The organism is Amycolatopsis sp. Poz14 (assembly GCF_006704225.1).
Classification (GTDB): domain Bacteria; phylum Actinomycetota; class Actinomycetes; order Mycobacteriales; family Pseudonocardiaceae; genus Amycolatopsis; species Amycolatopsis nivea.
Genome location: NZ_JACLHD010000001.1, coordinates 3,739,605 through 3,760,186, shown reverse-complemented (window position 1 = coordinate 3,760,186; position 20,582 = coordinate 3,739,605). Strand labels below are relative to the sequence as shown.

Sequence of the window (20,582 nt, the reverse complement as noted above, 5' to 3'; positions counted from 1 at the left end):
CGGCCCGGGGTCCGCCGCACTACCGCGGCGGACCCCGCGGCTCGCCCCGGCGCACCACCGCCGGTCCGCTTCCTCCGGGCAGAACGGCGGTGTCCCCGTCGATATCGGTCCGGGTGACCAGCACTCCCATCGTTCCGAGAACGTCCACTGTGGACTTGCTCGGATGTCCGTATCCGTTGCCCGCGCCGACACTGATCAGCGCCGTGCGCGGCCGCACCGCCGCGAGAAACTGCGGCAGCGAATACCTCGACCCGTGATGCGGCACCTTCAGGACGTCTGCCCGCAGGTCGACGCCCTCGGCAAGCAGATCCGCCTGCGCCGCCAGCTCGACGTCTCCGGTCAGCAGAACCCGGCCAGCCGCGGTGTCGGCGCGCAGGACGACCGAACTGTTGTTGATCATCGTGCCGTCCTGCAACGCCGGTGCACGGGTAGTGGCGTAGCGCGGACCGATCACCTCAAGCGACAGCCCCGGCCACTCCAGCCGCTGCCCGTCGCTCAACTGCACCAGTGGCACGCCGCGACGCCGCGCTTCGCCGGAGACCGACTGCCACGCCCACGCGGGCGCACGCCCTGGCCCTACCGCGATCGCCCCGACCGCCCGTCCGTCGAATACCGAGGCGAGACCGCCGATGTGGTCCGCGTGCAGGTGACTCAGCACAAGCAACGGCACCCGTTCGACGCCCAGCCTCCGCAGGCATTCATCGACCGGCCCTGGCTCCGGCCCGGTGTCGACGACCACGGCGCGACCAGGCTCGGCCGTGGCCAGGACGACCGCATCTCCTTGTCCGACATCGCATTCCACCATCGCCCAGCCGTCCGGCGGCCAGCCAGGCACCAAGACTTTGGCCGGCACGACTGTCAGCAGCACGACGACCAGTCCGATCGCCACTAGCAGCCGCAGCCGGCGAAACCGCGCCGCCACCACGATTGCGACCAGCAGGACCGCCACGCACAATCCTCCCCACCAGCCTCCGGGCCACGAGAGCGCCGCGCCCGGCGCTCTCGCGCCATGCCGGGCGACGGTGATCAGCCATCGGGCTTCCGGATCCGCTAGATGGATCAGCAGATGCCCCGCACCTGGCCACCACGGGCCGACGACCGTTGCCAGCACTCCCAGCACGGTGACCGGCGCGACCACTGGTGCCGCAAGAACATTGGTCACGACCGAAACCAGGCTGACCGTGCCCGCCATTCCGGCGATGACGGGAGCGGTGACCACGAACGCGGCTAGCGGCACGGCTAGCCCTTCGGCGTAACCGGGCGGGACTCCCCGCCGCACCAACGAATCTGCCCAGCGCGGCGCGAGCAGCACCAGCCCTGCCGTGGCGAGAACCGAAAGAGCGAAACCGAAATTGCCCGCCATCGTCGGATCCCACGCCACCAGTACACAAACGGCGAAGGCCAATGCGGGCAACGCTGAACCACGCCGTCCCAGGGCCAGCGCGAGCAGGCCGATGCCGCCCATTACGCCAGCCCGCACCACACTCGGTTCAGGACCCACCAGGACGAGAAATCCCACTAGGCAGGCTCCAGCCGCTGTTGCGGAAAATCTCGGACCTGCTCGGACCAACCGGCACAGCAGCAGTACGGCTCCGCCGATGATTACAAGGTTGCCACCGCTCACTGCCATCAAGTGGGTGAGTCCGGAGGCTTTGAACTCACCTTCGACCCGTTGCGGCAACGCGCTCGTGTCGCCTAGCACCAGTCCGGGCAGGAGGCCCGCGGGTTCCTCCGGCAGGATCGCGCACAGCGAATGCAAGCTGTTCCGCAGAGCTGCGGCGGCTTGCTGCCACCACGGTGCCGGACCGATATCTGCTGGCGCGGCCCGCACGGAGAGGACTGCTGCGGTTAGTTCGCCGCCGCGTGCGGGCAGGAGACGACCGGATGTCGTCACCTCCTGGCCGGGCAGCAGACGATTCCATTCCGCGACCGGTGCCAGCAACAGAACCCGGCCGGTCGATTCGACTGGCAGACCGTCCACTGTGGCCGTTGCGACTCGGGCCGGGATCGCCACTGACCGGGTTCCCGCCTGTTGGTCGGCGTATCCGGCTTGGTGGATCGGCCGCGGGCGCTCGCTGATCTCGACCCGCAGCGTCGCTGTGACGCCATGTGCGGCAGCGGCTCCCAACGGGTCGGATGATGCGTCGTGGATCCGCAGAGCGGTTGGCACTGCGGCAATGAGTCCGACCAGCAGCAGCGCTCCCCCGGCACCGAGGTATCTGGCACGGCCGCGCACTAGAAGCACTGCCGCGCCGATCACCGCTACGGCACCGATCGCTGTCGCGATCCACCAGCCGAGTTGCAGTCCGGCGAGGGTGGCCACCCATCCGGCGACAGCAGCGGGGACGAGACGGAAATCGTGGTCGCGCCGGGCCGTTTCCTCGGTTTCCAGCTTCATCCGACGGTCACCTGCTCGCGGATTTTTTGGAACTTGCTCTCGCCAATGCCGTCGACGTCGCGAAGTTGTTCCACACTCGAGAATCCGCCGTGCTGCGTGCGCCAGTCGGTGATGCGCCGGGCGGTGACCTCGCCGACGCCTGGGAGGCTGTCGAGTTGTTCGGCGGTCGCGGAGTTCAGGTCGATCTTGCTGGCTGCGGCTCCTGAACCGACCGGTGCCGCTTGCGCGGCTGGGACGCCGACCGCCAGCTGCTCGCCGTCGGTGAGTCTGCGGGCGAGGTTCAGCGTGGTCAGGTCGACGCCCGGGTTGGCACCCCCGGCCGCGCGGAGGGCGTCGGCGACGCGGGAACCCGACGGCACGGTGACCAGGCCTGGAGAGCGCACATGGCCGACTACGCTGATTACCAGGCTCTCGTTGGTCTTCGACGCGTGCGGCACCTGCGCACGGGCAGTCGGGAGCGGCGGGGCGATCTCGGCTGCGGGCGAGCGGCCGAAGATGGCCAGGCCTCCGGCAATGACGGCGGCGGCTGCCAGCAATGCCAGGGCGAAGATCATTCCCCGGCGGCCCAGAAATCCGGGCAGGCCGGTCGAACCGGGGAGCCAGCGCCGGGACAGGCGGTTTTCGATGTGTTCTGGCAGCCAACTGCGGACCAGTTTGCCGCCGGGCAAGGGGCTTTCCGGCGGGGGTGGGTTGTCGGCCAGTGCAGACAACCGGGCTTTGCGACCCGTGGGCCGCAAGAGCGGCGTACCGTCCGCCAGCTGGCCGCCCAATAGCGGTGCATTGTCCGCAACTGCAGACAGCTCAGTGTCCGGACCCGCTGCGCGAGAGTGCCGCCTTGAGTGGACCGCCGCGCCGTCCATGCCTGTGGGCAGGCGAGGATCCGGTTCCCCGCCGGGCACCTCCTGGCTGTCTGCAGTTGCCGACACACTCGCCCGGCTGCGCGCCGACCGGCCCGCACGGCCGAGGGGCAGCCAGCGGCGGACCGGCCCGCTGCCGGGTCCGCTGAGGTGCGGGACCGCGGCCAGCTGGTCGGCCAGCCAGGTGAGCCTGACGTTGACGGGAGTGCCCTGGTCTCGGGCGGAGGGCTCGAACACACGATCGACGCTAGGCGTCGGCCGGTCCGACTGCGAGCGGGTTCCGCGCGATCTGTGGACAACCCGCCCCTTGGGGACAACTCGGCCTTCAGCGCAGGTGCCGCGCCGGATTTTGTCGGGGCACGCGGTCATACTGGCGGGTTTGGCGCGCGGCACCGGTGATCGAAAAGCGTTCGCGTCCGGCGCGCTCGTCCGCCAGCACCCGGTCTCCGGTCTGCAACCGGATGATTCCCGTTGACTGGCGAGGAAAAGCCGAGACCCGAAGCGCGGTCGAAGACCGGATGGGCGCGCTCGAACAGACCCGCGCGCGACTGCTCGCCGAGCGGTTGCGCTTCAAGTGGCGGCCACGGACTCCGGTCGCGCCGCCGCAAACCGCCTGGTCTTCCGAGAGATCCGCGGCTTGGACGGAACGCTCGACGCGCACAGCCGCGACGACCTGACCCGGATGTCCGCCCGTGCAGCGGTAATCCGGCACTACGAGGACGAATTGGCGCCCTACCGCATGGCGAGTCGCCACGCTGCCCGAGCATCGCGGCAATGGCTACCTCGGCGAAATTCTCGCCGAGGGCACCAGAATTCTTGCTGCACAAGACGTTCCTCGCATCCGAACGGCGACACATCTCGGCAACGTCCCGATGGCGAACGCGTTCCGGCGCGCCGGATACCTCACCTTCGAGCGCACGATCACGATGTCTTGGCCGTGATTCGAGTGGAGGCTTGGGAACGCGCGGTCGCCCACGTCGCCACGATGGCGGCTGGTGGGCCAGCGGAACCGTCGTAGCGGGAGTTCACCGCACTCGGTGCCGAACTCGCCGAGGAAGGGCGTCTCGATCCACGAATACTCGGGAAAGCCGCTGGCCACGACGAGCAAGACCTCAAACGCGTCTGGCACCTGCTCGCGCGATTCGGCAACCAGGAAACCAGCTAGGCGCGCTGCACGACCACGCCGAGCACGCCAGGTCCAGTGTGCGCGCCGATGACCGCGCCGATCTCCGACACCACGCATCCCCCGGCGCACCCTGGGATCGCTTCCTCGAGCCGGTTCGCCAATTCGACGGCCCGCTCTGGCGAGGCGAGATGATGCACTGCCAACTCGACCGGTCCGGTACCCGCCGCCTGCACGGACAACTCGACCAATCGCCCGATCGCGCGGTTCATCGTGCGCACTTTCTCCAGCGGCAGGATCCGGCCGTCGGACATGTGCAGCACCGGTTTCACCGCGAGCGCGGTGCCGAGCAACGCCGCGGCCGAGCCGATCCGGCCGCCGCGGCGCAGGTGTTCCAACGTCTCTACCACGAACAACGTCGACGATCGTTCGGCCGCTTTCGTCGCGACCTCTTCGACTTCCGCCGGGCTGGCTCCGGAAGCGGCGGCGTCCGCGGCGTGCAGGGCAGCGAATCCCAAACCCATCGCTGTGGTGCGGGAATCGACGACACGCACCCGGTCCGAGCCGACTTCTTCCGCTGCCAGCACTGCGGCTTCCCAGGTGCCGGACAGCTCGCTCGACAGGTGCACGGACACGACCGCGTCCGCGCCTGCGTCGAGCGCGGCCCGAAACGCGGTGGCGAACTCGGCCGGGGTGGGCCGGGAGGTCGTGACGATTTTGCGCTCCCCCAGCGCTTCCGCGAGCGCGGCGGGGCCCATCTCGAGGCCGTCGAGCGAACAGACGCCTTCCACGAGGACATGCAGGGGCACCACCCGCACCGAGTGCCGCTCGGCGAAGCCTTCGGGCAGGTGCGCGGTGGAGTCCGTGACCACGGCGACCGACACGTCGTCAGCCTACGTGGCCGGAGCCGAGGTGCGGGGCAACGAGTTTCGCCATCGCGGTGCCGACTGCTTCGTGTCCGGCCCATCCCCAGTGCATGCCGTCGGGATTTCCCGCGCCGCTCAAGACATGTTCGCCAACCACGCCGGGCGTGTCGAGCAACGGCACTTCGCGGCGCGCGGCCCACGAAGCGATTGCAGCGGCTGCTTCGGCGCGTCCTGTGTGTACGCGTCCGTACGCGTCGGCGCGGTGCACTGACGGCAGCATTCCGAACACAGGCAACTCAGGCCGCAACGCGCGCAACGCTTCGACAGACTGGTCCAGATAGCTCACGGTCAGCCTCGCAGGAAGCACGCGAGGACGTCCGCGCATCACGACAGACAACCGTGGCTGCGCAGCGAGATAGGCACCGCGTACAACGCGACGCACGCCGTCGGGGCGAAGGTAGCGAAGGCCCTGACGCAAGTACGTCGGCAACGGCGACGGCAGTGTGTCCATGTGGCCGACAGCGAGCACGACAGCGTCGACGCGGCGCAGATCCGCCCACACGCGCGGGTCGCCGGTGAGAGACCACCACAGGTCGCGTGCGGTCCAGCCGATGCCTGCGACGAGATCGGCTTGCCCGGACAACGCGTTCGCGGCGACGTTGGGCCACAGGCGCGGATCGTCGGCCGCGCAAGGGCCCTCGGGGCCGTGGAAACAGAGTGAATCGCCGAAGACGAGCAGCTGCGGGCTCATCGGGTCAGCCGGTGATGCCCGCGTTGTACGCGTGCAACCGCCACTTCCCCTCGCGGTGGCCGAGGTCGACCCAGTGGCAGTTCATGATCCCGCCGAGCGACGGCCAGACCTCGACCGGAAGGCCGAGCAGTTTCGCCGTCAGCGCGAGGATCAGGCCGCCGTGCGAGGCGAGCAGGACCGATTCCCCGGCGCCGGAGTTCGGCTGCATCAGGTCGTCGACCACCTCGGCGGCGCGTTCGGCCACCTCGACGCGGGACTCGCCGCCCGGCGGGGCCCACGCGGCGTCGCTGCGCCACAGCTCGCGGTCGCCCGGATAGCCCTCGTCGACCTCGGCCCCGGTCAGGCCCTGCCACTCGCCGAGGTGCGTCTCGCGCAGCCGCTTGTCGATCTGCAGCGGCACGCCGATCGCCTCGGTGAGCACCGTCGCGGTGTCGGTGGCGCGGCGCAGGTCGGACGCGATCACCAGCTCCGGCGCGAACCGCGCGAGCGCGGGCACGGCGAAGCGGGCCTGGTTCCAGCCGACCGGGGTCAGCGCCGAATCGAGGTGTCCCTGCATGCGGCCGGCGGCGTTGTAGTCCGTCTCGCCGTGCCGCCAGAGCAGCAGCCGCCGCGGGCTCACGCCTCCGGGCCGTCCGCGTCGCCGGTGTCGTCGGCGGGGACCGTGGCCAGCCCTTCGACCTCGATCCGCGGGCAGTCCTTCCACAGCCGCTCGAGGCCGTAGAACGAGCGCTCGTCCGCGTGCTGGACGTGCACGACGACGTCGACGTAGTCGAGCAGCACCCACCGGCCTTCGCGCGCGCCTTCGCGCCGCACCGGCTTGTGCCCCTCGATGCGGAGCTTCTCCTCGACGTTGTCGACGATCGCGCCGACCTGCCGCTCGTTCGCCGCGGACGCGATCACGAACGCGTCGGTGATCACGAGCTGCTCGGACACGTCCAGGACGACCACGTCGCTGGCCAGCTTGTCCGCCGCCGCGTGCGCGGCCGCCACCGCCAGGTCCCGTGCCTCGGACGTCGCTGCCACAGTGCTCCTTCAAGATTTCGGGTACGCCCGGACGAGGGTACCCGGTCAGGCCTCGGCGTCCTTGCGGTAGAGGTCCTTCTTGGCGATGTAGCGCACAACGCCGTCGGGCACGAGGTACCAGACCGGCTCGCCGCGCTCGACGCGTTCGCGGCATCCGGTGGACGAGATGGACATCGCGGTGACCTCGACCAGGCTCACCTTGCCGCTCGGCAGGTGGTGCGAGTTGAGCCGGTAGCCCGGGCGGGTGACGCCGATGAAATGCGCGAAGTCGAACAGCTCGTCGGCCTTGTGCCAGGTGAGGATCTGCTCGAGCGCGTCGGCCCCGGTGATGAAGAACAGCTCGTCGTCCGGGTATTCCTCGTGCAGGTCCCGCAGCGTGTCGACGGTGTAGGTCTGGCCGCCGCGGTCGATGTCGACCCGGCTCACCGAGAAGACCGGGTTGGACGCGGTGGCGATGACCGTCATCAGGTAGCGGTCCTCGGCGCGCGTGACGCGGCGGCCGGACTTCTGCCACGGCTGCCCGGTCGGCACGAAGATGACCTCGTCGAGCGCGAACCGCGACTGGACCTCGCTGGCCGCGACGAGGTGGCCGTGGTGCACGGGGTCGAAGGTGCCGCCCATGACCCCGATCCGGCGTGGTGACATAGCCGGTGAGCCTATACGCGCGGGCACGCGAGGGCTCCCCGTCGCGACTGCGAGCTAGGTTACTGTTGTGACATGAGTCACATAACTCTGCGTTTCCAGCCGGAAACCGTCCGTTCCGGTCCGGGCGGCTCCGGGATTGTCGGGGGCATGGGGTAGACCGGGGGACGTGGACATCACCGACACCACCCCAGACCTCCGGACCCGCGCGGAAACCCTGCTCCGGGCGCTCGCCGGGGACAACGCCGCCCTCCGGGAAGACCAGTGGACCGCCATCGAGGCACTGGTCGCGCACCACCGGCGTGCGCTCGTCGTGCAGCGCACCGGCTGGGGCAAGTCGGCGGTGTACTTCCTCGCCACCGCGCTGCTGCGGGAACAGGGAGCGGGGCCGACGGTCATCGTGTCGCCGCTGCTCGCCCTGATGCGCAACCAGATCTCCGCCGCCGCCAGGGCGGGGATCCACGCGGCCACCATCAACTCGGCGAACGCGCAGGAGTGGGACCAGGTCCAGGCGTCGGTGGCCGCGGGCGAGGTGGACGTGCTGCTGGTCAGCCCGGAACGGCTCAACAACCCGGACTTCCGCGACAGCGTGCTGCCGAAGCTCACCGCCAGCGCCGGCCTGCTGGTGGTGGACGAGGCGCACTGCATTTCGGACTGGGGCCACGACTTCCGGCCGGACTACCGGCGGCTGCGCACGCTGCTGGGCGACCTGCCGGAAGGCGTGCCGGTGCTGGCCACCACCGCGACCGCGAACGACCGGGTGGCCACCGATGTCGCCGAGCAGCTCGGCATCGGCGGCGAGACGGACACGCTCGTCCTGCGCGGTCCGCTCGACCGGGAAAGCCTGCGGCTGGCCGTGGCCGAACTGCCCAGCGACGAGGCGCGGCTGGCCTGGCTCGCCGAGCACCTGGCGGAGCTGCCGGGGTCAGGCATCATCTACACGCTCACCGTCGCCGCCGCGCACGACGTCACCGCGCTGCTGTCCGACCGCGGTTATCCGGTGGCCGCCTACACCGGGAAAACCGATCCGGCCGACCGCCAGGCCGCGGAGGACGACCTGCTGGAGAACCGGGTCAAGGCGCTGGTCGCGACGTCGGCGCTCGGGATGGGGTTCGACAAGCCGGACCTCGGGTTCGTGGTGCACCTCGGCGCGCCGTCGTCGCCGATCGCGTACTACCAGCAGGTCGGCCGTGCCGGCCGCGGCGTCGAACGGGCCGAGGTGGTGCTGCTGCCCGGGCGGGAGGACAAGGCGATCTGGGCGTACTTCGGGTCGCTGGCGTTCCCGGACGAGCTGCGCGTCACGCAGGTGCTCAACGCGCTCGCGTACGCCGACCGTCCACTTTCGACAGCCGCGCTGGAGCCGTCGGTCGAGCTTTCCCGGTCCCGGCTGGAGATGGTGCTGAAAGTGCTCGATGTGGACGGTGCGGTGCGCCGGGTGCGCGGCGGCTGGGAAAGCACCGGGCAGCCATGGGAGTACGACCGGGAGCGGTACGACCGGGTCGGTGTCGCACGGGCGGCCGAGCAGGAGGCGATGCTCGGGTACATCCGCACCGGCGGGTGCCGAATGGAGTATTTGCGGCGGCAGCTCGACGATCCGGAGGCGGTGCCGTGCGGCCGGTGCGACAACTGCACCGGGGAGCACTGGAGCACCGCGGTGTCCGACGAGATCGCGGGTGCGACGCGGGAACGGCTGGACCGGCCCGGGGTCGAGGTCGCGCCGCGCAAACAGTGGCCGAGCGGGATGAAAGGGCTCGACGTGCCGCTGTCGGGCCGGATCAAAACCGAGGAGCAGGCCGAGCCGGGACAGGTGCTGGGCAGGCTCACGGACGTGGGCTGGGGCGGCCGGCTACGCGAACTGCTCGGCCCGGGCGCGCCGGACGCCGAGGTCCCCGACTCGGTGTTCGACGCGTGCGTGAAGGTGCTCGCGGGATGGCAATGGGCGCAACGTCCGGTGGCGGTGGTGGCGATCCCGTCGGCGACGCGGCCGCAACTGGTGGACAGCCTCGCACTGCGGCTGTCGGCGATCGGCAGGCTGGATTACCTGGGCGAACTGGCGTCGGCCGGACCGCCGCCGCGGCAGGCGAACAGCGCCCAGCGGCTGGCGGATCTGTGGCGGAGGTTGAGCCTGCCGGAGGACGTGGCGGCGAGCGTCGCGCAGACGCGCGGGCCGGTGCTGCTGGTGGACGACCTGATCGACACCGGCTGGACGATGACCCTGGCGGCACGGCTGCTGCGCCGGGCCGGGGCGGAGGGGGTGTTGCCGTTCGCGTTGGCGACCACTGCTTGAGGTGCGCTGGGTCTGGGCGGCTGGGCGAGGTTGCTGGGGCGGCCGGGTCGGTTGCTGGCGGGTGCCCTCTTGTCTGCGGGGCCGGGCGGTGGCGGCTTAGCGGCTAGGCAAGATTGGCTTCGCGGCTAGGCGGGATTGGCTGGGATGGCCGAAGGCGGCTGCTGGCTGGCGAGTGCGGCGGGCCGGGACTAGCCGGGTGAAGTGAGCCCGCGCTCGACGAGCTGCCCGCCGCGGTTGCGAGCGCGGGTCGAGGCACAGCGAAGGCTGCCAGGCTGATCCGAGATGCCGCACGAACGAAGCGGGGCGGGGCGGGGCGGGGCGGGGCGGGGCGGGGCGGGGACGAGCATCTGCCAACCAGCCCGGCTGCCAGCCTCGCGCGAAGCGGCGTGCGCGCCTGCGCCACCGCGCATTTGCCGCGCGGCAACGCCTGCACCACCGCACGAGCCCGTGCAGCTTCCGCCATCGCACGACCCTCTGCGCCCTCACCACCGCACGATCCTGTGCAGCTTCCGCCATCGCACGATCCTCTGCAGCCTGCACCACCGCACGATCCTGTGCAGCAAACGCGATCCCGCGTCACACACCGCAGTGGGACAAGCACCAACTGCCATCCTTCCCCGAGATCTACCGATCTCCGGGCATTTCTGGCAAAGTCCCGTTCCGCCCGTGCGGACGTGTGGAGGTTGCCCGATGGCCGGTTCGACGACCGAAGGCATTGCCCGGCATCGGTTGCCGGTGCGGAAGTTGTTCGCTGCCAGTGCGGGCAATGCGCTCGAGTGGTTCGACTGGACGATCTACGCGACCTTCAGCATCTACTTCGCCGGCGCGTTCTTCCCTCCTGGCAACGAAACGCTCGCGCTGATCAACACGTTCGCCACTTACGCGCTCGCGTTCTTCTTCCGGCCGCTCGGCGGCGTGCTGCTCGGACGGTTCGCCGACGTGCACGGGCGCAAGCCCGCCATGATTCTCACTATTTCGCTGATGGCGGGCGGGTCGGTCGCGATCGGGCTGCTGCCCACGTTCGCGCAGGTCGGGTGGCTGGCTCCGATTCTCCTCCTGCTCGCGCGGATCGCTCAGGGGCTTTCGCTCGGCGGCGAGGTTTCCAACGCTTCCGCGTACCTCGGCGAGGTCGCGCCCAAGGAACGCCGGGGGCGCTACTCCTCGTTCTTTTACATCTCCACCGGGTCCGCGGTCCTCATCGCGACCGTGCTCGGGTTCGTGCTCGCCCGCACGATGGACAAGGCGCACCTCAGCTCGTTCGGCTGGCGGATTCCGTTCCTGCTCGGCGGGGTGCTCGGGCTCGTCGGGCTGTGGTTGCGCCGCAGTCTCGCGGAAACCGAGCTGTACCACGAGAAAAAGGAGACCGCGCGACGCGTTGAGCGGCCGTTGCTCACCACGATCACCCAGCATCCGAAGGCGGTCGGGCAGCTCATCGGGTTCTCGATGCTCTCGACGCTCTGCTACTACACCTTCTTCAGCGCCCTCACGTCCTTCGCCGTCAAGGGACGCGGCGCGAACGACGTCGACACCTTCCTCGCGCTTTCCATCGCGACCGCGCTCTTCGTCGCCCTCCAGTATCCGATGGGAGCCCTCGCGGACCGGTACGGGCGGCGGCCTCAGCTGCTGGTCTGGTCCGGCGCGACGGCACTCGTGATCGTCCCGCTCTCCTACCTCGTGCGACCCGGATTTTGGAATCTGCTCATCGTGTTCTGCGTCGGCCTCGCGCTCTACACCGCGATGACCTCGCTCGCCCCGGCGATCATGAGCGAGCTCTTCCCCACCGAACTCCGCGGGCTCGGCATCGGCGCCTGGTACAACCTGACCGTCGCCGTGTTCGGCGGGACCGCGCCGCTCGTGCTCAGCGCACTGTCCGCGGCTGGTGCTGCCACTGCCTTCTTCTGGTACGTCGCTGTCGGGGCGGCAATCGCGTTCTTCGTGATCCTCCGGATGCCCGAAACGAAGGGCAGTGAACTGCGGTAAACCCGCTCGCGCGCGGTCGGTAGGCTTCAACGATCGACTACGCGAAGGAGGGACACCGTGCGCAAGCCCGAGGTTAGTGAGGAACTGGCCCGACGCGTGGTGGCAGCGCTCCGCCGCGCGTTCGACGTCGACCTCGACCCGTCCGCGGCGCTCATCGCGGTGTCCACTCGCGACGGTGTCGACTACCAGTGCAACCTGGCGATGAGCCTCGGCAAACGGCTTGGCAAACCGCCCCGCGAGGTCGCGGCCGGGATCGTCGAGAACCTGGAGCTGGACGGGGTCGCCGACCGGCCGGAGATCGCCGGGCCGGGATTCCTGAACTTCGTGCTGCGCCGCGAATGGCTCGAGCAGCGCGTCGCCGAGCAGGCCCGCGACGACCGGCTCGGGGTGGCCGAAGCCGAGCAGCCGCGCCGGGTCGCGCTCGACTACAGCAGTCCCAACGTCGCCAAGGAAATGCACGTCGGGCATCTGCGTTCCACGGTGCTCGGCGACGCGATCAGCAGGTTGCTGCGCTTCGTCGGGCACGAGGTGCTGCCGCACAACCACCTCGGCGACTGGGGCACGCCGTTCGGCATGCTCATCGAGCATCATCTGGACGAACCGTCCGGCGACCGCAGCGACCTCAACGCGTTCTACCAGGCCGCGCGCCGGAAGTTCGACGCCGACGAGGCGTTCGCGACCCGCTCCCGCGAGCGGGTGGTGAAACTCCAGGGCGGCGACCCGGACACGCTCGCTTTCTGGCAGGAACTCGTCGATGAGTCGACACGGCACTTCAACGCGGCCTACCGCAAGCTCGGCATCACGCTCACCGACGACGACATCTACGGCGAGAGCTTCTACAACCCGTACCTGGGCGAAGTCGTCGACGAACTCGAGGCCGACGGCCTCACCGAGATCAGCGACGGCGCGGTCTGCGTGTTCCCGGAAGGCTTCACCAACCGCGAGGGCGACCGTCTCCCGCTAATCGTCCGCAAGCGCGACGGCGGCTACGGCTACGCGGCCACCGACCTCGCCACCATCCGGTATTGGACCGCCGAACGCGGCGCGACCGACCTGCTGTACGTCGTCGGCACCCCGCAGGCGCAGCACTTCGCGATGATCTTCGCGGTGGCCCGTGCGGCCGGCTGGCTCGACGGCGTGCACGCCGAGCACATCGGGTTCGGCTCGATCCTCGGCGCGGACGGCAAGGTGATGCGCACCCGCGCCGGCGAGACGATCAAGCTCTCCAGCCTGCTCGACGAAGCCGTGGCGCAGGCCGCGGAAGTCGTTGCCGAGCGGAGTGAACTCAGCAAGGAAGAGCAGCAGGAAGTCGCGCGCGCGGTCGGGATCGGCGCGGTGAAGTACGCCGACCTTTCCAGCGACCGCGAACGCGACTACGTGTTCGACTGGGACCGCATGCTCGCCAAGGACGGCAACACGTCCGTCTACCTGCAGTACGCGCACGCGCGGATCGAGTCGATCCTCGCGAAAGCCGGAGAGCCTGCCGAGGACGCGCCGATCCTGCTTCAGGAGCCTGCGGAACGCGCGCTCGCGCTGACGCTGCTGCGGTTCAGCGAAGCGATCAGCGCGGCGACGTCCGCGTACGCGCCGCACAAGCTGTGTACGTACCTGTACGACACCGCCGTCACCTTCTCGCGCTTCTACGAACAGTGCCCGGTGCTGATCGCGGAAACGCCAGAGCTGCGCGCTTCGCGGGTACAGCTGGCCACGCTCACGTCGCGCACACTCGTGCAGGGCTTGGCGTTGCTCGGCATCGAAGCCCCGCGCCGCCTCTAGCACACCGTTCGAGCTAGCCGGACTGTCCGATGTGGACGAGCGCCAGCAATGTATCGGCGACCTCGTCCACGGCTTTCCCCTGCGCGGCGGACGGCAGTTCACCGCACCACGTCGGCGCCTGGCTCATCGCGGCGTGCATGCACTGCAGCACGGTGTCGACGCTGGTGACGGTGAACTCGCCGCTCGCCACGCCCTCCTCGATCAGCGCGCGGAAAAGCGCGTCGTGGCGGAGGCGGAGTTCCTTGATGCGCTCGCGTTGCGCGCTCGGCCACTCGCGCGGCATCAAGAACAGCCGCAGCGCCGCCGGATAGTCGTTGACCGCGATCGTGACGTGTTCGTGGATCAGCGCGCGCAGCCGGGCTTCCGGCGTGCCCTCGGTGCGGTCGAGCAACTGCTCCAGCCGGGCCGTCCACTCGTCGCCGAGCGTCTCGATCGCCGCTGTGCCCAGCTCGTCCTTGCTGGAGAAGTAGTAGTACAGCGAGCCCTTCGTGACGTCCAGGCGCTCGGCGACGTGCTCCAGGCTCACCGCGTCGTAGCCGCGTTCGCCGAACAGTTCGGCCGCCGCCGTCAGGATCTCCTGGATCCGCTTGCCCCGCTTGCGCCGCACGCGCTCGGACGGCGGTTTCACCGCGCCCATCCTGCTCCTCCCGGTTTTCCGCTGTCCCGGAAGCCTACCGGTTGACTGTAAGTTCAACTCTTGACTCGACAGTCAAATTTTGTCACCGTGGTCAGACGACAGACGGGAGCGAACGATGGAGTTCGAGGACATCCGGTACGAGATCGACGGTCCGGCCGCGGTCGTCACGATCGACCGGCCGGAGCGCTACAACGCCTTCCGCGGGCGGACGGTCGACGAGCTGATCAAGGCGTTCCGCTTGGCGTGGGCGGACAAGCACGTGCAGGCGGTGATCCTCACCGGCGCCGGCGAGAAAGCGTTCTGCACCGGCGGCGACGTCAAACAGCGCGCGGAGACCGGCGACTACGGCCCGACCGAGAGCGGCATGTTCGAGATCGGCAACCTGCACAAGCTCATCCGCGACATCCCGAAGCCGGTGATCGCCGCGGTCAACGGCGTCGCGGTCGGCGGCGGGCACGTGCTGCACGTCCTGTGCGACGTCACGATCGCCAGCGAGACCGCGCGGTTCGGCCAGGCCGGTCCGCGGGTCGGGTCGTTCGACGCCGGGTTCGGCTCGGCTTATCTCGCTCGGGTCGTCGGCGAGAAGAAGGCGCGCGAGATCTGGTTCTTCTGCCGCCAGTACGACGCGGCCGAGGCGGAGCGGATGGGTCTGGTCAACGCCGTCGTCCCGCCGGGCGAACTGCTCAAGACCGCCAAGGCGTGGGCCGGCGAAGCCGCCGAGAAAAGCCCGACCGCACTGCGCTTTCTCAAGCAGTCCTTCAACGCGGACACCGACCACCAGGCCGGACTGTCCAATTTGGCCATGTCCGCGCTCGACCTGTTCACTGCCTCGCCGGAAGGCTTGGAGGGTGCGCAAGCGTTTGCGGAGAAGCGCAAGCCGGACTTCGTCTCGCACGTGAACTGGCACTGACCATGGACTTCACCTTCACCGGCGACGAGGACGCTTACCGGCACGAGCTGCGCCGGTTCGCAACGAAAGTCCTTGCACCGCATTACCAATCCGACGACAAGGCGGCGAAGCTGCGACCCCAGCTCGTCGCGGACCTGGCCTCGATGGGCCTGACTGGCTTGCGCATCCCGGAACGGCACGGCGGCCAGGAGGCCAGCGCGATTGTCGCCGGGATGGCGGCCGAAGAGGTCGCGCGCGGCGACTTCAACGCGGCTTACCTGATCATCGTCAGCGCGCTGGTCAGCGACATCCTCACCCGCAACGCGACCGAGGAGCAGCAGGCCGCGTGGCTGCCGCCGATCGCGTCCGGCGAGGTCGTGCCTGCGTTCTGCATCACCGAACCCGGACACGGCACCGACGCCGCGAAGCTGGAGATGAAGGCCGAACCGGACGGCGACGGCTGGCGGCTCACCGGCGAGAAAACGTCGATCACCTTGGGCATGTCCGCCGACGTCGCGCTCGTGCTCGCCCGCACCGGCGGCCCGGGCGCTCGCGGCGTCAGTGCGTTCTGGGTCGAACTGGACGACGCGTACGTCTCGCGGGCAGCGTTCGACGACCTCGGCAGCCGGGCGATCGGCCGCGCTTCCCTGCACTTCGACGGGCTGCCCGTCCCGAAGGAAGCGTTGGTCGGCGGAGAAGGCCAGGGGTTCGTCTCCGTGATGCAAGGTTTCGACTACTCGCGCGCGATCATCGGGCTCGCCTGCCTTGGCGCAGCGCAGGTTTCGCTCGACGAGGCGTTGCAGTGGTCTCGCGACCGCGAAGCGTTCGGCAGTCCGATCGGCACCTTTCAGGGCGTCGCGTTCCCGCTCGCTGAGCAGGCGACGTACCTGCGCGGCGCCCGGCACGTCTGTTACGAGGCGTTGTGGCGCAAGGACAACGACGCCGAGCACAGCACCGAGGCCGCGATGGCGAAGTTCTGGGCGCCGAAGCTCGCCGCCGAGACCATCCACCAGTGCCTGCTGACGTTCGGGCACCTCGGGTACTCCAGCGAAAGCCCGGTCGGTCAACGGCTTCGCGACGTGATCGGCCTCGAAATCGGCGACGGCACCGCGCAGGTGTCGAAGCTCGTCATCGCGCGCAACCTGCTCGGCCGCGCCTACGCACCCTAAGGAGAGCACCATGCTCAAGGACAAAGTCGTCATCGTGACCGGCGCGGGCCAGGGCATCGGCCGAGGTATCGCCGAGAAGCTGGCCGCCGAGGGCGCGACCGTCGTGGTCAGCGACATCAACGAGACCACCGCGAAGGAAACCGCGGCCGCGATCGGCGGGATCGGCGTGAAGACCGACGTCACCTCCCCCGAATCCGTCGCCGGCGCGGTCGAGCAGGTTCGCGCGCAGTTCGGCCGGATCGACGTGCTGGTCAACAACGCCGGCTGGGACAAGGCGGGTCCGTTCGTCGAGTCCGACCGCGCCGATTGGGACCGCGTCGTGCAGATCAATCTCTACGGCGTGCTCAACACCTGCCGGGAAGTGCTGCCGGTGATGGTCGAGCAGGGTTTCGGGTCCGTGGTCAACATCGCCTCGGACGCCGGTCGCGTCGGCTCGTCGGGCGAGGCGGTGTACTCGGCGGCGAAGGGCGGCATCATCGCGTTCACGAAGTCGATCGCCCGGGAACTGGCGCGCAGCACGGTCAACGCCAACGTCGTCTGCCCTGGTCCCGCGGACACCGAACTGTTCGCCTCGCTCGGCGGCGACAACCCGAAGCTGCGCGAAGCACTGACGAAAGCCATCCCGTTCCGGCGGCTCGCGCAGCCGTCCGACATCGCGAACGTGGTCGCCTTCCTGGCCTCCGACGAGGCCGCCTACGTCACCGGCCAGACCGTCAGCGTCAGCGGCGGCCTCACCATGAGCTGACCCGGAGCCCGCCATGTTCGCGACGATCCTCGACGACGAGACGATCGAAGCCCACACCCGCGCCGGGTACTGGGCGAACCGCACCATCACCGACTATCTCGACGACGCCGCGGCGGCCGCGCCGGACAAGACCGCGTTCGTCGATTCGCAGCGCAGCGTCACGTTCGGCCAGCTCAAACAGGAGGTCGACCGGTGCGCGCTCGGGCTGCTGGAACTGGGCGTCCGGCCTGGCGACGTCGTGTCCTTCCAGCTGCCGAACCGGATCGAGTGGATCGTCGTGCACTACGCGGCGAGCCGGATCGGCGCGGTCAGCAATCCGCTCATCCCGATCTACCGGGACCGCGAGGTCGGCTTCATGGTGGCGCTCGCGAAGTCGAAAATCCTGGTGGTGCCGCGGGAATTCCGCGGTTTCGACTATCCGGCGATGGCGGAGCGGCTCCGTCCGCGGTGGCCGGACCTGGAGCACGTGCTGGTGGTCGGGTCGTCCTGGGACGAGTTCGCCGCGACCCCTTGGGAAGAGCGGCACGAGCTGCCGTCGTGGCGGCCTGATCCCAACGACGTCACCCTGCTGATCTTCACCTCCGGCACCACCGGCGAGCCCAAGGGCGTGATGCACACGCACAACACGGCCGTCGCTGCGAACAACCCGCTCCCCGACCGGCTCGGCATCACCTCCGACAGCGTCCTGCACATGGCGTCGACGCTCGCGCATCTCACCGGTTTCCTTTACGGCGCGAGGCTCGGCGTGCAGAACGGCGCGACCTGCGTGCTGCAAGACGTGTGGGATGCCGCGCGGTTCGTGGAACTGGTCGCCGAGCACGGCATCACCTACACCTCGGCCGCCACGCCGTTCCTGCACGACCTGCTGTCCGCGCCGAATCTCGCCGACCACGATCTCAGTTCCCTGCAACGGTTCTGCTGCATGGGCGCACCGATCCCCCGCGCGCTCGTACGGCAGGCGCGGCAGAAACTGCCCGGTCTCGTCGTGCTCGGCGGCTGGGGGCAGAGCGAAGACGCGCTGGTCACGCTCGGCATCCCGGGCGATCCGGACGACAAGCTGATCGACACCGACGGTTATCCGTGGCCCGGAATGCGGATCCGGACCGTCGACGCGGACGGGGCCGAACTGCCGCCGGGCGCGGAGGGCCGCCTGCAGGTCGCCGGGCCGTTCCTGTTCGTCGGCTACGCCGAACGGCTCGAACTGGCCCGCGAGAGTTTCACCGGCGAGTGGTTCGACACCGGCGACCTCGCGACCATCGACGCCGACGGCTACCTCCGCATCGCCGGCCGCACCAAGGACGTGATCATCCGCGGCGGCGAGAACATCCCGGTCGCGTATGTGGAGAACGTCCTTTACGAACACCCGGACGTCGAAGCGGTCGCGGTGGTCGCGGTCCCCGATCCGCGCCTTCAGGAACGCGCGTGCGCCTGTCTCGTGCTGAAACCCGGCGCGCACCTGGATCTGGAGAAGCTGCGCGGTTTCCTCGCCGAAAAAGGCGTCACCAAGCAGTATTGGCCGGAGCGCGTGGAACTGTTTCCGGAACTCCCGCGGACCGCCAGCGGCAAGATCCAGAAGTTTCAGCTCCGGTCGCTGGTGGACAAGCAGAGCGGGACCGGTCCCCGGCCGGGTCAGTAGCTTCGGGCGCGAGAGAGGGGAGGATCTCGTGTCCCGCAACGATCCCGACTACGCCCGTGCCCTCGCGTTGCTGGAGGAAGCACGGTCCCGGCTGCACGGCCCGATCCGCCGCGAACGACGGCGGCTGCGGTGGGAGCGCTGGTGCAGGCGGCCGTACTACCGCTTCGAACCGGACGGCAAGAAGCCGCAGCTCGTGCATCTCGCCGGACTTCGGGTCACTCCGCTGTGGACGATCGCGGGCACCGGGGTTTCCGACGTCGACGTGCGGTATCCGGTGTCCGCCCGCCGCCGGTTCACGATCGGGTGGCGCTGGCTCGTGCGACACGACTACGACGAGTACCGGATACCGATCTCGCTGGTCGCCGACGCGAACGGCCGGGCTGTGCTGATCGCGCCGGGCGGCCGGACGTTCACCGCCGACAAAGCCGGCTGGCAAACCCTGGCCGCCCTTCTGTACACGGAGTACGCCATGCCGCCGGGCGGACGCTGGTATGGCGCGGGCTGAGGTCAGCCGCGCAGTTTCCGTCGCAGCGAGAGGGCTGCTCCCAGCGCGGTCATCGACGCGCGCGTCAACCCGCGGCTGAACCGGCTTTCCGTCACGAACTGCTTAGCGCTGCGGAGCGAACCATGCACTTGTGGGTACGCGTACTTCCGCATCTGCCGCTCGTAGTCGGCGACCGCAGCGGTCACGTCGCCGCCGTGGGAAAGGTTGCGGCACAACACTTGTGCGTCGCGCAGTGCGATGTTCGCGCCGATGCCGCGGAACGGCGTCATGCTGTGCACGGCGTCGCCGAGCAGGGTGACTGGGCCGGTCTCCCAGTCGCGAACCGGCACCGACGTGCGGATCAGCAGCATGCTCACCGTGCCGTCCGGCGAATCCCGCACCAGCCGGCTGAACGCCGGATGCCAGTCGCGGATCCGGTCCAGGATCAGCGAACGGAGGACGGGACCGTCCAGTTCGGCGAGATCGGCCGGGAAGCGATCGGCTTTCGCGCCGTAGGACCACATCACGTAGCTGCTGGTGTTGTCGAACAGCACCGGGTCGACGACCGCGGTCTCGTCGTTGACCGAAGCCGCTGGAAACTCGTGCGGCGCGGTGAACATCCCGCAGCCGGGCGGGGGCAACACGAGCGTCGGGGCCGTCGCGAGTTGCCGCGGAAGCTGCGTGCGAGCCGCTTCGGTCAGCGGGAATTTGCCGATGACAGTCCGGATTCCGGTATCCACGCGCTTCGCGTGCGGCAACAGCTGCGCACGGACCCGGGAGCTCGCACCGTCCGCACCGACGACCAGGTCCGCCTCGGCGGTCGTGCCATCCGCGAAGTGCAGGCCGACGCCCTTCGAATCGGTCTCGTAGCGCACGAATTCCTTGTCGTACCAGAGGATTCCGTCCAATCCGGACGACAGGACCTGGTGCATCGAAATCCGGCTGACCGAATGGTGCGCGGCGGTCGGGTCAGCGCTGGGCGGAGCGTCGAAGGCCGCCAACTCGCGCATCTTCTCGGTGACGAAGCCGAATGTGCCCTCGCTGACCCCCGTCGTGGCCAGGAACTGTTCCCACGCCGCAGGCGGGAGGCAATCATGCAGCGCGGCCGAGCCCATCGGCGCGATGTGCACGCGGTAACCCTGCAAGCGCTCGGTCCGGGTGCGGCTGCGCTCGTACACCGCCACCTCGACTCCGGCCCGCGACAGGCCGTGCGCGAGGCACAACCCGCCGGTGCCGCCGCCTACCACTGCCACCTTGATCTTTTTCACGGTCATCCCCTCTCGGTCGGTCTCCATAATCATCCTCGTGGATGATTGTGT

The 20,582-nt window shown here is 69.3% G+C and carries 18 protein-coding genes; 8 read left to right on the top strand and 10 right to left on the bottom strand.

Going from position 1 to position 20,582, the window contains the following annotated elements; all coding sequences use genetic code 11:
• Window positions 1-19 precede the first annotated feature (19 nt).
• The 8 genes from FKO37_RS18060 to nadD all read right to left on the bottom strand — a co-directional run bounded on the left by FKO37_RS18060 (window position 20) and on the right by nadD (window position 7,663).
• On the bottom strand, window positions 20-2,398 hold the full coding sequence (locus FKO37_RS18060) for a ComEC/Rec2 family competence protein (RefSeq protein WP_238605165.1): 2,379 nt from the start codon (window positions 2,396-2,398) through the stop codon (window positions 20-22).
• The gene (locus tag FKO37_RS18055) at window positions 2,395-3,168 is read right to left on the bottom strand and encodes a ComEA family DNA-binding protein (protein ID WP_308196534.1); all 774 of its coding nucleotides are present in this window, start codon (window positions 3,166-3,168) and stop codon (window positions 2,395-2,397) included. The genes FKO37_RS18060 and FKO37_RS18055 overlap by 4 nt, the downstream gene beginning before the upstream one ends.
• Window positions 3,169-3,580: 412 nt before the next feature.
• On the bottom strand, window positions 3,581-3,967 hold the full coding sequence (locus FKO37_RS18050) for a hypothetical protein (RefSeq protein ID WP_158714491.1): 387 nt from the start codon (window positions 3,965-3,967) through the stop codon (window positions 3,581-3,583).
• Window positions 3,968-4,416: 449 nt separating this feature from the next.
• On the bottom strand, window positions 4,417-5,262 hold the full coding sequence (locus FKO37_RS18045) for a DegV family protein (RefSeq protein ID WP_037813714.1): 846 nt from the start codon (window positions 5,260-5,262) through the stop codon (window positions 4,417-4,419).
• 4 nt (window positions 5,263-5,266) lie between these two features.
• Window positions 5,267-5,995: a diglucosylglycerate octanoyltransferase gene (gene octT / locus FKO37_RS18040; RefSeq protein WP_037813716.1), complete on the bottom strand. Its 729-nt coding sequence runs from the start codon at window positions 5,993-5,995 to the stop codon at window positions 5,267-5,269.
• Between the two features lie 4 nt (window positions 5,996-5,999).
• On the bottom strand, window positions 6,000-6,614 hold the full coding sequence (locus FKO37_RS18035; protein WP_043837324.1) for a histidine phosphatase family protein: 615 nt from the start codon (window positions 6,612-6,614) through the stop codon (window positions 6,000-6,002).
• On the bottom strand, window positions 6,611-7,018 hold the full coding sequence (rsfS, locus tag FKO37_RS18030; protein WP_037362547.1) for a ribosome silencing factor: 408 nt from the start codon (window positions 7,016-7,018) through the stop codon (window positions 6,611-6,613). Before rsfS ends, FKO37_RS18035 begins: the two co-directional genes overlap by 4 nt.
• Window positions 7,019-7,063: 45 nt before the next feature.
• Window positions 7,064-7,663: a nicotinate-nucleotide adenylyltransferase gene (nadD, locus tag FKO37_RS18025; RefSeq protein WP_078870493.1), complete on the bottom strand. Its 600-nt coding sequence runs from the start codon at window positions 7,661-7,663 to the stop codon at window positions 7,064-7,066.
• A gap of 166 nt (window positions 7,664-7,829) precedes the next feature.
• On the opposite strand from nadD, the gene FKO37_RS18020 reads away from it, so the two are divergent.
• The 3 genes from FKO37_RS18020 (at window position 7,830) to argS (ending at window position 13,703) form a co-directional block, all read left to right on the top strand.
• Window positions 7,830-9,947: a RecQ family ATP-dependent DNA helicase gene (locus FKO37_RS18020; protein ID WP_238605164.1), complete on the top strand. Its 2,118-nt coding sequence runs from the start codon at window positions 7,830-7,832 to the stop codon at window positions 9,945-9,947.
• Between the two features lie 690 nt (window positions 9,948-10,637).
• On the top strand, window positions 10,638-11,927 hold the full coding sequence (locus FKO37_RS18015) for an MFS transporter (protein ID WP_238605162.1): 1,290 nt from the start codon (window positions 10,638-10,640) through the stop codon (window positions 11,925-11,927).
• Between the two features lie 57 nt (window positions 11,928-11,984).
• Window positions 11,985-13,703 carry an arginine--tRNA ligase gene (argS, locus tag FKO37_RS18010; protein WP_037813727.1) on the top strand — a complete coding sequence of 573 codons (1,719 nt, stop codon included), beginning with the start codon at window positions 11,985-11,987 and terminating at the stop codon, window positions 13,701-13,703.
• A gap of 13 nt (window positions 13,704-13,716) precedes the next feature.
• On the opposite strand, the gene FKO37_RS18005 is transcribed toward argS, so the two are convergent.
• The gene (locus tag FKO37_RS18005) at window positions 13,717-14,340 is read right to left on the bottom strand and encodes a TetR/AcrR family transcriptional regulator (protein ID WP_238605161.1); all 624 of its coding nucleotides are present in this window, start codon (window positions 14,338-14,340) and stop codon (window positions 13,717-13,719) included.
• Window positions 14,341-14,455: 115 nt separating this feature from the next.
• Between FKO37_RS18005 and FKO37_RS18000 the strand changes: the two genes are divergently transcribed.
• Genes FKO37_RS18000 through FKO37_RS17980 form a run of 5 tightly spaced genes read left to right on the top strand, consistent with a single transcriptional unit; the run spans window position 14,456 to window position 19,284 of the window.
• Complete coding sequence (locus FKO37_RS18000; protein ID WP_037813731.1) at window positions 14,456-15,250, top strand: enoyl-CoA hydratase-related protein; 795 nt, start codon at window positions 14,456-14,458, stop codon at window positions 15,248-15,250.
• Window positions 15,251-15,252: 2 nt separating this feature from the next.
• Window positions 15,253-16,398: an acyl-CoA dehydrogenase family protein gene (locus tag FKO37_RS17995; protein ID WP_037813733.1), complete on the top strand. Its 1,146-nt coding sequence runs from the start codon at window positions 15,253-15,255 to the stop codon at window positions 16,396-16,398.
• A gap of 10 nt (window positions 16,399-16,408) precedes the next feature.
• Window positions 16,409-17,143 (top strand): SDR family NAD(P)-dependent oxidoreductase, encoded by a 735-nt coding sequence (locus FKO37_RS17990; protein WP_134732980.1) that lies wholly within the window; start codon window positions 16,409-16,411, stop codon window positions 17,141-17,143.
• Window positions 17,144-17,156: 13 nt separating this feature from the next.
• The gene (locus FKO37_RS17985) at window positions 17,157-18,779 is read left to right on the top strand and encodes an AMP-binding protein (protein ID WP_238605159.1); all 1,623 of its coding nucleotides are present in this window, start codon (window positions 17,157-17,159) and stop codon (window positions 18,777-18,779) included.
• A gap of 28 nt (window positions 18,780-18,807) precedes the next feature.
• The gene (locus tag FKO37_RS17980; protein WP_037813741.1) at window positions 18,808-19,284 is read left to right on the top strand and encodes a hypothetical protein; all 477 of its coding nucleotides are present in this window, start codon (window positions 18,808-18,810) and stop codon (window positions 19,282-19,284) included.
• Between the two features lie 2 nt (window positions 19,285-19,286).
• On the opposite strand, the gene FKO37_RS17975 is transcribed toward FKO37_RS17980, so the two are convergent.
• Entirely contained in the window at window positions 19,287-20,558 is a 1,272-nt protein-coding gene (locus FKO37_RS17975; RefSeq protein ID WP_238605157.1) for an NAD(P)/FAD-dependent oxidoreductase, read from the bottom strand.
• Window positions 20,559-20,582: the final 24 nt, after the last annotated feature.